This window comes from Bradyrhizobium ottawaense, from assembly GCF_900099825.1.
Lineage (GTDB): Bacteria > Pseudomonadota > Alphaproteobacteria > Rhizobiales > Xanthobacteraceae > Bradyrhizobium > Bradyrhizobium ottawaense_A.
The window spans coordinates 2,184,364-2,196,335 of record NZ_LT629693.1 but is presented as its reverse complement, the minus strand read 5'-3'; the positions used below and the strand labels follow the sequence as shown (position 1 = coordinate 2,196,335).

General features: G+C 60.3%; 12 protein-coding genes. 8 read left to right on the top strand and 4 right to left on the bottom strand.

The genetic code is table 11. The features are described from left to right. The first annotated feature begins 57 nt into the window (after positions 1–57). On the top strand, positions 58–1,077 hold the full coding sequence (locus tag BLR13_RS10250) for an MBL fold metallo-hydrolase (protein WP_083387617.1): 1,020 nt from the start codon (positions 58–60) through the stop codon (positions 1,075–1,077). Positions 1,078–1,522: 445 nt separating this feature from the next. Here the strand turns inward: BLR13_RS10250 and gcvA are convergent, their stop codons facing one another. Then, a complete protein-coding gene (gcvA, locus tag BLR13_RS10245) occupies positions 1,523–2,431 on the bottom strand; it encodes a transcriptional regulator GcvA (RefSeq protein ID WP_074824831.1) in 909 nt (302 codons plus the stop codon). A gap of 241 nt (positions 2,432–2,672) precedes the next feature. On the opposite strand from gcvA, the gene BLR13_RS10240 reads away from it, so the two are divergent. Beyond that, complete coding sequence (locus BLR13_RS10240) at positions 2,673–3,995, top strand: MATE family efflux transporter (protein ID WP_074824834.1); 1,323 nt, start codon at positions 2,673–2,675, stop codon at positions 3,993–3,995. 470 nt (positions 3,996–4,465) lie between these two features. Here the strand turns inward: BLR13_RS10240 and BLR13_RS10235 are convergent, their stop codons facing one another. The 3 genes from BLR13_RS10235 to BLR13_RS10225 all read right to left on the bottom strand — a co-directional run bounded on the left by BLR13_RS10235 (position 4,466) and on the right by BLR13_RS10225 (position 6,326). Next, positions 4,466–5,107 carry a glutathione S-transferase family protein gene (locus tag BLR13_RS10235; RefSeq protein ID WP_074824837.1) on the bottom strand — a complete coding sequence of 214 codons (642 nt, stop codon included), beginning with the start codon at positions 5,105–5,107 and terminating at the stop codon, positions 4,466–4,468. A gap of 67 nt (positions 5,108–5,174) precedes the next feature. Then, positions 5,175–5,294: an SDR family oxidoreductase gene (locus BLR13_RS10230; RefSeq protein ID WP_197679534.1), complete on the bottom strand. Its 120-nt coding sequence runs from the start codon at positions 5,292–5,294 to the stop codon at positions 5,175–5,177. Between the two features lie 246 nt (positions 5,295–5,540). Then, complete coding sequence (locus tag BLR13_RS10225; protein WP_083387618.1) at positions 5,541–6,326, bottom strand: hypothetical protein; 786 nt, start codon at positions 6,324–6,326, stop codon at positions 5,541–5,543. A 722-nt stretch (positions 6,327–7,048) separates the two neighbouring features. On the opposite strand from BLR13_RS10225, the gene BLR13_RS10220 reads away from it, so the two are divergent. From BLR13_RS10220 to BLR13_RS10195, 6 genes are all read left to right on the top strand, one after another. After that, positions 7,049–7,954, top strand: coding sequence for a LysR family transcriptional regulator (locus BLR13_RS10220; RefSeq protein WP_197679533.1), 906 nt, complete (start codon positions 7,049–7,051; stop codon positions 7,952–7,954). A gap of 140 nt (positions 7,955–8,094) precedes the next feature. Beyond that, a complete protein-coding gene (locus tag BLR13_RS10215; RefSeq protein ID WP_074824841.1) occupies positions 8,095–9,204 on the top strand; it encodes an alkene reductase in 1,110 nt (369 codons plus the stop codon). A 29-nt stretch (positions 9,205–9,233) separates the two neighbouring features. After that, on the top strand, positions 9,234–9,635 hold the full coding sequence (locus BLR13_RS10210) for a nuclear transport factor 2 family protein (RefSeq protein ID WP_074824843.1): 402 nt from the start codon (positions 9,234–9,236) through the stop codon (positions 9,633–9,635). 46 nt (positions 9,636–9,681) lie between these two features. Continuing rightward, the gene (locus BLR13_RS10205) at positions 9,682–10,491 is read left to right on the top strand and encodes an SDR family oxidoreductase (protein ID WP_079586451.1); all 810 of its coding nucleotides are present in this window, start codon (positions 9,682–9,684) and stop codon (positions 10,489–10,491) included. Positions 10,492–10,560: 69 nt separating this feature from the next. Further along, positions 10,561–11,544, top strand: a complete 984-nt coding sequence (locus tag BLR13_RS10200; RefSeq protein WP_074824846.1) for a zinc-dependent alcohol dehydrogenase family protein — start codon at positions 10,561–10,563, stop codon at positions 11,542–11,544. A gap of 72 nt (positions 11,545–11,616) precedes the next feature. Beyond that, positions 11,617–11,898: a DUF1330 domain-containing protein gene (locus BLR13_RS10195; RefSeq protein ID WP_074831690.1), complete on the top strand. Its 282-nt coding sequence runs from the start codon at positions 11,617–11,619 to the stop codon at positions 11,896–11,898. Positions 11,899–11,972: the final 74 nt, after the last annotated feature.

The following is an 11,972-nucleotide window of genomic DNA, read 5'->3' as shown; positions in this document are numbered from 1 at the left end:
GTGATCGCACCCGAAGCGTCAACAGTTGTGGGCTTAACCCATCGGTAGGAGAACACTATGAACACAGACGGACTTGCGCTTAGTCGACGAAACCTGTTTCGTTCCGGTGCAATAGTAGCGGCAGCAGCGTTTTCTGCGCCGCATTCATTCGCGACCCCAGCGGTGGCCGCGGAGAATGCAAGCGCGCCGGACCTGCAAGGCGCCGGCTTTTATCGTTTCAAGGTTGGCGACTTCAAGGCAACTGTTATCTCCGATGGCCACGGAATGATTCCCTTCTGGCCAACCTTCGCATCCAACCAGCCCGAGGCTGCCGTATTGCCCGTGCTCGGGGCAAACTATTTGAAGCCTGTCAATCAGTTCACGTGCAACATGCTTGTGGTCGACACGGGCCGCGAAAAAATTCTCGTGGACACTGGCTTTGGCGAGGTTCTCGGACCGAACTTCGGGCATTTCAGCGATCTGAAGGCCAATCTTCGTCGTGCCGGCATCCCTCCCGAAAGCATCGATATTGTCCTGACCACCCATGGTCATATTGATCACATCGCGGGCATCGTGAGCAAGGACGGCTCGCTCGCATTCCCGAATGCGCGCTACGCATTTGCAGATAAAGAGTGGGCCTACTGGACCGGAAGTCGCTTCGAATCTGACGTGAATGGTGGCCCGATGCCGGATGCCATGAAGCAGGGGACCATTTGGGCCGCAAAAACGAACCTCCCCCCCATCAAGGGCAAGGTCCAGTTAGTGAAGGCTGATGGCGAGGTCGTGCATGGCGTACATTTGATCGCAGCGCCGGGGCATTCCTACGCCCACTCGGCGGTTCTCTTCGCCTCTGGTAGCGATCAGCTTGTGCACATGGGTGACGTGGCCAACCTCGTAACGGGTCTGCAATATCCGGACTGGTCAATTATTTTCGACTACGACAGCGCGCAGGCAATTAAGACACGCAAGTCCGTGTTAGACAGGGTCGCCACCGATCGCACCTTGGTCATGGGCTACCACTTTCCGTTCCCCGCCGTTGGACATGTCGAGAGGTTCAAGGGTGCTTATCGCTGGAATCCCGCCGACTGGACGTGGTAGCGGCACTGCCAACGCAGGTTCCAGAGGGAAGGTAAACCGAGGGAAGCGGCAGGCCTATGCGGCATGCAGAGCCGCTTCCTGACCGATTGAAGCCGGACACTGGAAGCCTGTTACCCGCGGGCATGATCGAAGGGAAGACCGGCATCCTGTTGCCAGAACCGAATCGGTCGCAAGCGAAACAAGACCGCCCGGCCCGCCCGCGAACAGGCCGGTTCGGGCAAATCCCGGATGGGCCGCATTGCTGATCAGGTTCCAGCCGGCCGACGCGCGGGGTTATGCTGTTCCCGGCCTACACAAAGCAGTATCTGCCCGGTTCAATAACCACCCGACCGGTGAAGGGAGATGTGCCCACGCTTGACTTGGTCATCCCTTAGCAAAAGGCGAACAATTCCCCGATCTTGAAGCTGCTTCTTTCCAAAGTCGGCAAACTAGTTGTGGCGCCTTCCTAGATACGACGGGCCTCCTCAACCAGCCAGTCCCGAAACGCCACCAGGGCTGGATTGGATTCCGAAGAGATTGGGTAAACCGCATAGTGGCAGTAAGCAACGACCAAGCTGTGTTCGGACAGACGAACCAACTTGCCGGAGAGGATATCCGATCGCGTGATCGATAAGCGTCCAAGCGCAATGCCCTGACCGGTCCCCGCGGCCTCCATCAGTGCGTTTGTATCGGTATAGGAAGTCCCGACGATCTCGCGATCAAGCTTCAAACCAGCAGACTTAAACCAGGCGCGCCACGACAAGTTGCGATCAATCAGCAGCGGCTCTGACAACATAGAGACGGGATCTTTCGGCAGACGGCCGCCGTTGAGGCTCGGGCTACATACCGGGAAAAACTCTTCATCGAGAAGCTTGATCGCTCGAAGTCCTTTCCAATCGCCCATCCCGAACCGGATTGCGATGTCAACACCGTCTGATTTGAAATTAGCCAGAAACTGAGCGGTCTTGATATGCAGATTGATGCTTGGAAACCGTGCCTTGAAACGGGGAAGGCGCGGAACCAGCCAACGGGCCGCCATGACCGGCAGCAGACTCACAGTAATTTCTGCGTCGGTCCGGTGTGTCTTGATGCTGTCGAGCGCGGCGATTAATTCCGAGAAAGCGTTTTTGACGCCTGCCTGCAGTCTAAGTCCGCTGGCCGTGAGCGCCATTCGGTTTCCCTGTCGCTCGAAAAGTGTGAGGCCCAGCTCTTCTTCCAACTGCCTTATGCGCTGGCCGACGGCGCTATGCGTCACATGCAATTCGCGCGCTGCTTCGGAGTAGCTGCCATGGCGGCAGGCCACCTCGAATATCCGCAAGCTCTCCAGCGGCGGTAATCGTGCCATTCGCAAGTTGTTAGAAGTGCTAACAAGCATTGTCAAATCTTATCGTTCGATCTGCGGCCCTGTCGGAGGTAGTTGACTGATCCGAGATGGAGCATCTGCCATGCAAGCCTCCCGCGTCATGTCATGCCAAACCGACGAACTTTCACGATCCGAAAAGTGCAGTCGGGAATCGCGCGATGCTCGCGGTGCGCCGGGCGTCGAAAGCCGCCGGCACGGGGACGCGGACCGGCAGCCTCGCGGTCGAGCCGCAGATTTTGACTCCCGCACCCGCATGCTGCTGGAGAAGCCGATTGCGCCCACGATCCTGCGGCTTGCGTTGCCCAATGCCACCGTCATGGCCGTTTATGTCCTGATGGCATTGCTCGAAGTCTATTTCGTATCGCGACTGGGCGTAGATGCTCTTGCCGGCGTCGCGCCGGTTTTTCCGCTGGTTTCGCTGGTGGCCTCGATCGCCCAGGGCGCGATCGGCGGCGGCATCGTCACGACAGTCGCACGCGCCCTTGGGACCGGCCGGACCAGCGATGCGAGTGAATACGCGTGGTACGCCGTTGCCCTGAGTATTCCGTTGGGCGTCGTGACGACCGCCGCCATGTTTGCGTTGGGCCCAAGCCTCTATGGTTACATGGGTACCACTGGAAACGCTCTCGCGATCGCCGTCTCCTATTCATCGATTATTTTCGCGGGCGCCACGCTGATCTGGATGTTCAATTTCCTGATGGCGGTGGTTCGCGGCACCGGCAATCTGCGAGTTCCGGTGATCGTGGTCTGTGGCGGAGCCTTGATTTTTGTCCCGCTTTCGGGGGCATTGATCTTCGGCGCCTTTGGTTGTCCGGGGCTTGGGCCCTCGGGCGGCGCCGTCGCGATGCTCGCGTATTACGCCCTGGGAACGCTGGCCTACGCAGCCTATCTTTGGGGCCGGTTCGGCGTCCTCAAGCCATCATTTCATGTGCCAAAACTTTCACTCGCCCCAACGCTGGCGATCCTACGTATCGGCGGAATGTCGGCGATCGTCTCGGCCAGCACCAACCTGACGCTCGCGATCGTGACGGTCTATGTCGGAATGAGTGGGATCGAGGCTTTGGCCGGCTATGCCGCAGGGTCGCGGCTCGAGTTTCTTTTGGTCCCGCTTTGCTACGGCATCGGCGGTCCGGTCGGAATCGTGATCAGCGCAAACCTCGGCGCCGGTCAGATAGAGCGAGCCGTAAGGACGGCTTGGGTTGGTGCATTTATGGCTTTCATCTTGGCTGAATTGGTCGGACTCGCCGTGGCTGTCTTTCCGCACCAATGGATCGGAATATTCAGCCAGGATCCGTCCGTGCTGAAAGTCGGAGCAGAGTATCTGCAGCGGGTCGGGCCGTTTTTTGGATTCTTTGGGCTTGGCTATGTTCTTTATTGCGCTGGACAGGCGACCAGACGAATGGAGGCCTCGGTCCTCGCCGCTCTTCTCAGGGCTGCCATCGCGGTGCTCGGAGGCTTTGTGGTGGTTTGGTTGAAGGCCGACGTTACGTGGAATTTCGTTGCTGTGGCATTGGGAATGGTTGTTTTCGGCTTATTCGCGTTGCCACCGCTGATCAATCGCGCTGGCTATGAGTGACGCTCAACGGACTTCCACCTTGTTCGTCCGAGCTCAAATGCTTCACCGCATCGTGAACACGGGCGGCGCAGCCATTCAGTCGCGACTCAGGCAGAAGGCTGGAATCCAACTACGGCACGGCAAAGTAGGTGGCATTTTTGCCCACGGCATCGGCGACACCCGCGCAATCATATCCTAGACTTATCATTGCGCCACATTGGTTCGGCACGGTTGATCCGATTGCTTTCACCTCGATGCGAACTTCATGTTGGCCGGGAGCGAGCAGTTCCATCTCGCCAAGCGCGAGAATTTTGCCTCCATGAACTGAGATGATATCCGGAACGCTCGTGCTGTAAGCCTCATAGGCCGCCCGACTTCAACAAAGAAATACCCTTTGGGCATCGTCTAACTCCTGTATTAGCAGCCTGCAGTCGCGAGGCTGCCTTTCGTGAAACAATCGTCGATGCGTTGCGGGTCGAACGGCATTCACGTCATGCGCTCATACTTGGCCGTGCCGAAACCGTATCCCTCCAGCGCGTCAGCGCTCGGTGCTGCTGCGGAATCGATATGTCGAGCGCCTTTGCGAAATCGATGGTAACCAGCGCAGTTATGTCTGCTGCCGAAAACCGCTCCCCGGCGACGAAGGACGTACCTTCGAGCCGCTCGTTCAGGTCGGCGAGAAAGTTCTTCACGCGCAACATGCTACGGTCGACCAACGCCGTGATTTGCTCGAAGTCGTGCGGTCCGGCGATCGCGCGGCCCTTGAGTCTCTCAACCTTATTGCGCACGCCTTCCATCACCGCCGCAAAGCCTTCCATTTCAGCGAACCGTTCCCACATGACGACCAAGCCTTTTTCCTTGGACGTGGCGCCCAGCAGGGGCGTTTCGGGAAAGGCTTCGTCGAGATAGCGCATGATGGCCGGCACCTCGCCGATGGTGGTGCCATCTTCGAGCACAAGGACCGGCACCATGCGGCGGGGATTGATTGCCCTGTAGGCTTCCGAGTGTTGCTCGCCTCCGCCGAGATCGACAGAAATCAGCGTCAGTTTGAGAGCTTTCTCGGCTAGGAAAATTCGGACGCGCCGCGAATTGGGCGAGTTGATGGCGTGGTATAGCTTCAATGTGTCTGACATGGCATGACTCCTTTATGTTCTACTAAGCTGGCTCACCGTGAGCAATCGCGTGTCGCTCGTCCTCGCGTCAGACTTGCGCTCTGCCGCCATCGGCGAACAATTCGATCCTGGTGACGAAGCTCGAGTCATCCGAGCCCAGAAAGAGTGCGACCTTGGCGATCTCTTCGGGCTCCGCCATGCGGCCCATTGCGCCACCTGCGGCGTAACGACAAGCCGGGGGCTAAGAACGTTTGAGCGGATGCGCCAGTCCCCGATCACGTGAAATGCTCCTCTTAGGGCGACGTCACTGACGTGGGGTCCTGCACGAAGCGTCGTGCTACCGCGTCCTGCGTCTGGTTGACGGCACCGATTCGCGCGATGAGCTCCGCAGTCCGGCTGCCTCTCAAACCGGCCGTGGTGATCACGCCATCGCGGACATACGTGTAGACGCCGGTCACCAGGAATGCGCCGACCGAGCGGAGATGCCTGCGCTGGTCCTCGATGGTTGCGCATAGGTATCGCTTTCGCAGAACTCTCGTGCCTTGACCGCGCTTGCGAAACCGATCTCGATGACGCCTATATCCTTGCGTTCGTCACTGACCTGATGATCGCCGTGGGGCGATGGCGGCGATGGGCGTGCATTGTCGTATGGCTCCGGCAGATGCAGCCGCAACTTCCGCACCGCCGGCGCCGATGCCAGATGTTGTGCCCATTCCGACAGCCAGGGCCGGAATGCCTCGCCAGACCCGCCATTCAGATGCAAATGCAGGCGGTACAACCGGTCCGGCCCGTTTGGAATGCCGTCGGGCTCGCGATCAACCAGGGTATGTGACCCCCGCGGCAGATTGTAGGCGACGATGTGCTCAAACAGATGGAACACCTCTCCGAACAACACGGGGCTTGCTTCAGCGTAGCGGTTTAGGCCGTCGATGTCGGCAAAACCGATTTCCGCCGCGCCGTCGAGCACGACCTCCATACGGTGAACGCCCTCCGGCAGAGGCCAGAGATTCGCCCAGTGGTCCTGTGAAAAGTGGTGCTGCACGTAATAGCTGATGCCGGGAAGTCGCGCGCAGAGCGGCCCGAGTACATCGCGCCAATAGTCTGCGAACAGATCCCGCGGAAGCCCGGCATGCTTGCGCAGGACGCCATAGGAAAGGCAACGGACATTCTCATCGCGCACTGCAAAGTTATCAGTGTCTACGAACTGCGTCGGCGCGTTCGGATAGTTTTGCTGGGTCATCGAAACTCCTTCCGGCGGTGGCGCTTGGGTCGACTTGCGAAGCGGTCGAAAGCGGGCCGCACCAGTTCGCCTGCTGGGCGCGACGTTTTGGCAGTCATCGGCCTAATCGGTCGCCAGAAGGAGTTGTCTCCACCAGCATGAAACGATCCCGTCTCACCTTCGACACGGGTTCTCCCTTGATCTGCAATCAAGTAGATCGCTCCCCGGGGAGACGAAACGCCTTTTTTGCCACCTTCTAGGACACGGCGGCCGAATTTACTGCGGCTTTAGATCCGGGCATAGTTTGCCCGCAGGGCATTCATGTTGACCCGCAAACGGGGGCATAGTCGTGGACTCGCTTTAGGGCGGAACCGAACTCGAGCCTTTACTGAAATAACATTAGGACATCCAGGCGACGACGGATCGTCGAGCTACGTCTCGATGACGCCAGCGCCGTGAAGATGAAGGCGACCAAGGCGGACTTGACACGACCTTCGCGCTGTATCGGGCCGCCGCCGAAGAGCTCGTGCCCGACTTGCCGGCCGCGCAGAGGAGGTGGCGGGCCGAGGACAAGGCATCCGGGCTAGGAGATTCGAAAGCGGTCGTTCACCACGGCCGCTTTTCAAATGGCGAGTCCGGCAGCACGAGTCGGGGCTAACCTCGATGCCACGAGCTCCATGCATAGAATACATCAATCAGATGTCCTATCATGGCCGGAGCGTTTCCGACTGGAGCTTCCCAACTTGATCAAGGACAACTTCGCCCTTCGCTTGTATACGCGCGTCGCTCGGCTCGGCAGCTTCTCGGCCGCCGCCCGCGAGTGCGGTCTCTCGCAGTCTCAGGCCTCGCGGATCGTCGCCGAACTCGAGGCCGAGCTTGGGACCAGGCTTCTGTCCCGCACCACGCGCGCCGTCGTGCCGACCGAGGCCGGGGGAGAATTTCTGGCGCGGGTCGAGCCTATCCTGGCTGCTCTGGACGAGGCCGAGCACAGTGTCCGCGAGGGCGGTGAACTGCGCGGACTGGTCCGGATGAGCATGCCGACCAGCTTCGGCATCCGCGATGTCATTCCTCGCCTCGCTTCTTTCGCCGAGCGGCACCCGGCTTTGCATATACAACTTCAGATGGGGGACAGGCGTCATGACGTGGTCCGGGACGCCGTGGATGTCGCCATACGGCTTGGCAGCCTTGCCGATGCGGTCGGGACCGCAAAGTGCATCGCCACGATCCCGCGCGTCATCGTGGCATCTCCTGACTATCTGGCGCGCCATGGCGCGCCCAATACTCCCGAGGACCTTGGCCGGCACCGCATCGTCGGAGGGACGTCCGCTGCTGTGCCGTCTGCCTGGCGGTTCGAACGCGACGGCCAGCAATCCGCGATCAAGCTGGAGCCGCATTTCTCGACCGACGAGAACGAAGGCGCCATCGCGGCGGCAGTGGCAGGTCTGGGCATCACCTCGACGAGCGGCTGGGCATGCCGTCGCGAACTCGAAAATGGCGCCCTGGTGCGCGTGCTTACAAAGTGGACGTTGGAAGGCATTCCCGTGCATGCCTATTTCCCGATGGGGCGTGCCACCCGCGCCGCTGCCCGCGCAATCATCGATCACCTGGTCGCCAATTTCGAGCGGGAACCACCTGCAGAGCCGATCTGACCGGTCATTCCGCGCCGATAAGCGGTCGTTCCGATTGATGCATCGCGTACATAGAAGTTAGTGAAGGGCAGCGGCTACCGGACGGAGCCGCGACGGACGATGTGTACCTCACGCAACTGACGCGATGAGGGAAAACGCCCATGTCGACCCAGCCTCTGCTTAGGCCCTACCGGATGGGAACTCTCGATCTGCCCAACCGGATCGTGATGGCGCCGCTCACTCGCATGCGGGCAGGGTCGGACGACCACGTGCCGACCGCGCTGCAGGCCGAGTACTACGCACAGCGCGCTGCCGCGGGTCTGATCGTGACCGAAGGTGTTGCGATCAGCCCCGAGGGATTCGGCTGGGCAGATACCCCCGGCTTGTGGACCGCTGAGCAGGTTCGAGGGTGGGGCCGCGTAACCAATTCCGTTCACGCCGCGGGCGGGCGCATCGTTGCGCAGCTCTGGCACACCGGAGCCATTTCGCACCCGGACCTGCGCGGCGGCGCGCGACCGCTTTCGGCCTCGGAGGTTGATCCCAAGCAGATATCCGTCACCGCCGCCGGCCGTGTCCCCACCGTTGCGCCGCGTCCGATGACCAACGATGAAATCCGTCAGACCTCAGCCGACTACGCCCGCGCCGCGCGCAACGCGATGGATGCCGGGTTCGACGGTGTGCAGATCCAGGCGAACTACCTCTATCTGCTGGCGCAATTCCTCAACAAGGCGACCAACCGACGGACCGACGAATATGGCGGTGACATCGAGGGCCGTGCCCGCCTGCTGTTCGAGGTCGTCGAGGCGATCTTCGGCGAAGTCGACCCGTCGAAGGTCGGCGTGAAGATCGGCCCGATGCATGAAACCGGTCCCTTCGCGGCGAACGACGAGACCTTGCCGATGGCCGAATATGCCATTCGCGAGTTGGGCGGATATGGAATCTCGCATCTGCTTATCATGGGAAACACGACCGACTTCACCGGTACGCCGCTGGAGCCGCTCATGGGAGACGGCATGTTCCGCCACTTCCGGCCGATCTTCCGTGGCACGCTGATCGCCAACACCGACATGGACGCGGAGCGCGGCAATCGCCTGATCGCTGATGGTCTCGCCGATCTCGTGGCGTTCGGCCGCCCCTTCATTGCCAATCCCGACCTGGTTCAACGCCTCAAGACCGGCGCGCCGCTCGCCGAGATCGACTGGACGACCGTCTATGGCGCCGGGCCTGAGGGTTATTCCGACTATCCGGCTCTGCAGCCGGAAAATGCTTGATCCCAATTCACCGAATAAGGAGAACTATCGTGTCAAAGACGACCCCTGCCGAGAACAAAGCTCTCGTCCTCAAGGCATTCGATACATTGTTCAACAAGCGCGACTACGCCGCTGCTGAGCGCTTCTGGTCCGATCGTTACATCCAGCACAGCGCGCACATCGCGCCTGGCCGCGAGGGACTGTTCGCGCTGATCCGCGCGGTGCCGGAGACGCTGCGTTACGAGAATCAGTTGGCCGTGGCTGAGGGTGACTACGTTATCACCCACGGCCGTTTCTCCGGTAACGGCCGTCCGGCTGCCTGGATTGCAGCCGACATCGTGCGAATCGAAGACGGCAAGCTCGCGGAACACTGGGACGTCCTCCAGGACGAGGTGACGAAAGCCGATTCCGTCAGTGGGTTGCCGATGTTCGGCAACCGCTTTCCCTCCTGATCCCAGCCCTCATACCGAGGCACTAGTCTAAGTCTAGGTCACTCCCATGAAACTCACAGGCAATACCATCTTCATCACCGGCGGCGGATCAGGTATCGGCCGCGGGCTCGCCGAGGCCCTTCACAAGCTCGGCAATAAAGTCATCATCGCGGGACGCCGGCGTGGTCACCTCGACTCCGTGATCGCGGCAAATCCCGGAATGGTGGCCGTTGAGCTCGACGTTACTGATCCGACGAGCATCGATCGAGTCGCGGCGAAGTTGATCGCTGATCATCCGGACCTTAATGTTCTAATCAACAACGCTGGCGTCATGCAACCGGACGTGGCCGCTGGCAAGGTCGATGACGCGGCCATGGTTTCCACCATCACGACGAACCTGATGGGACCGATCCGGATGACGTCCGCGCTCATCGAGCATCTCAAGGCTAAGGAGAACGCCGTCGTTGCCTATACCAGCTCGGTGCTCGGCTTCGTTCCGCTGGCGGCTACCGCGGTCTATTCGTCGACCAAGGCGGCGTTGCATTCGTATGTCCTCTCGCAGCGATTCATGCTGCGGAGTACGAAGGTTCGAGTTCTCGAAATTGCGCCCCCCTGGGTCCGCACGGAGCTCATGAACAGCCAGGAGGCCGAGCAAGCCATGCCGCTTCAAGAGTTCATCGAACAGACCATTGCCGCGCTCGGCACCGACACCGACGAAATCTTGGTGGAGGCGGCCAAGCCGCTTCGGGCGAACCCCGGCCCGAACGAACACGGTCTGGTGAACGGGTTCAACGCCCAGATGATGGCGATCTTTACCGGCGAACAGTCCGGGACATCACCGCCACAAGCCGCAGCCAATTCGGCCGGCGTGTCCTAGAAGGTGGCAAAAAAGGCGTTTCGCCCCGCCGAGGAGCGATCTACTTGATTGCAGATCAAGGGAGAACCCATGTCGCGTAGCGTTCGATTTCACGAGTTCGGCGGTCCGGAGGTCCTGAGGATAGAAGATGTGGTCGTGCCCGATCCCGGCCCCAACGAAGTCCACCTGCGGATCAAGGCTATCGGCCTGAATCGAAGCGAAGTTCTCACCCGGTCCGGCAAATCCGCAACCAAGGCAATTCTACCCGCGCAACTTGGCTTGGAGGCGGCGGGCGTAATCGAAGCATTTGGATCGGATGTGGATGGTCTTGCGGTCGGTGACCGGGTGGCGGTTATCCCCGGTGAACTGGGCCGCGGCTACTATGGCGAGCTTGCTCTGGCTCCGGCCAGGACGCTTGTCAAAGTACCGCATAATCAGAGTTGGCAGGACGCGGCGGCGACTTGGATGGCGTTCGGCACCGCTTGGACCGGGCTGATCGAGATCGCCCGCCTCTCAGCGGGTCGGACGGTATTGATAACGGCGGCATCGAGCAGCACCGGTCTTGCCGCGATCCAAATCGCACGCAAGGTGGGCGCGACCCCCATTGCCCTGACCCGGACCTCCGCGAAGGCGGCGGCACTGCTCGAGGCGGGAGCCGCCCAGGTAATTGCCACCGAGGAGCAGGACCTCGTTGCGGAAGTGGCCCGCTTGACCGGCGGTAAGGGCGCCAATGTGGTGTTCGACGCAGTGGGTGGGCCAACCTTCGAGAAACTTACCGAGGTGACGGCGACCGGGGGTTTGCTGATCGTGTACGGTCGACTCAGTCCCGAGGCTACCCCGCTGCCGCTCGGACAGGTGTTGTGGAAGGATTTGACGGTCCGAGGATTCGGTCTCCCGACCACGGTCGCCCGGGACGACAAGCTTGCGGCGCTCAAACAATTCATCGGCGAAGGACTCGCGTCTGGCGAGTTGCGGCCGATCATAGCGAAAACATTTCCGTTCGATGAGATTGTTGCGGCCCATCGCTATATCGAAACCGGAGCCCAATTCGGAAAAGTGGTCGTTACCGTTTGACGTGAATGATGTCTGCTACGTCCGGGTTCACTAATCGAGGCTCGCGAACCTATCCTCTACTAAGGAATGAAGATGAGCGCCTACGTGATCGTCGAAGCGACCGTCCGCGACAAGGAAGCGCGCGAACGTTACAGCTCGCAGGTCGGACCGATCTTGCGCAAGTTCGATGGCGAAATTCTTGCGGCCGGACCCTGGCTATCGCTCTGTGGCGAACCCGCATTCGAGAACGGCATGGTCGTTCGGTTTCCGGACAAGGCGATGGCTTTCGCCTGGTATCATTCTCCCGACTATCAAGCTCTCCTCGAGCTTCGCGACGCGGCCCTCGACTGTCGTTTTAGGATCGTTGGCGCATGACTAGCCCGGAAGGACCGGGAGCTTACGGTCATCAGGATGGCAACGCACCGTATTCGTTCAGCGGACGAGAAAGA

Excerpts from the sequence above, each read along its gene's own strand:
- BLR13_RS10250 (WP_083387617.1), top strand. The coding sequence starts at position 58 with ATGAACACAGACGGACTTGCGCTTAGTCGACGAAACCTGTTTCGTTCC.
- gcvA (WP_074824831.1), bottom strand. The coding sequence starts at position 2,431 with ATGCTTGTTAGCACTTCTAACAACTTGCGAATGGCACGATTACCGCCG.
- BLR13_RS10240 (WP_074824834.1), top strand. The coding sequence starts at position 2,673 with ATGCTGCTGGAGAAGCCGATTGCGCCCACGATCCTGCGGCTTGCGTTG.
- BLR13_RS10235 (WP_074824837.1), bottom strand. The coding sequence starts at position 5,107 with ATGTCAGACACATTGAAGCTATACCACGCCATCAACTCGCCCAATTCG.
- BLR13_RS10230 (WP_197679534.1), bottom strand. The coding sequence starts at position 5,294 with ATGGGCCGCATGGCGGAGCCCGAAGAGATCGCCAAGGTCGCACTCTTT.
- BLR13_RS10225 (WP_083387618.1), bottom strand. The coding sequence starts at position 6,326 with ATGACCCAGCAAAACTATCCGAACGCGCCGACGCAGTTCGTAGACACT.
- BLR13_RS10215 (WP_074824841.1), top strand. The coding sequence starts at position 8,095 with ATGTCGACCCAGCCTCTGCTTAGGCCCTACCGGATGGGAACTCTCGAT.
- BLR13_RS10205 (WP_079586451.1), top strand. The coding sequence starts at position 9,682 with ATGAAACTCACAGGCAATACCATCTTCATCACCGGCGGCGGATCAGGT.
- BLR13_RS10200 (WP_074824846.1), top strand. The coding sequence starts at position 10,561 with ATGTCGCGTAGCGTTCGATTTCACGAGTTCGGCGGTCCGGAGGTCCTG.
- BLR13_RS10195 (WP_074831690.1), top strand. The coding sequence starts at position 11,617 with ATGAGCGCCTACGTGATCGTCGAAGCGACCGTCCGCGACAAGGAAGCG.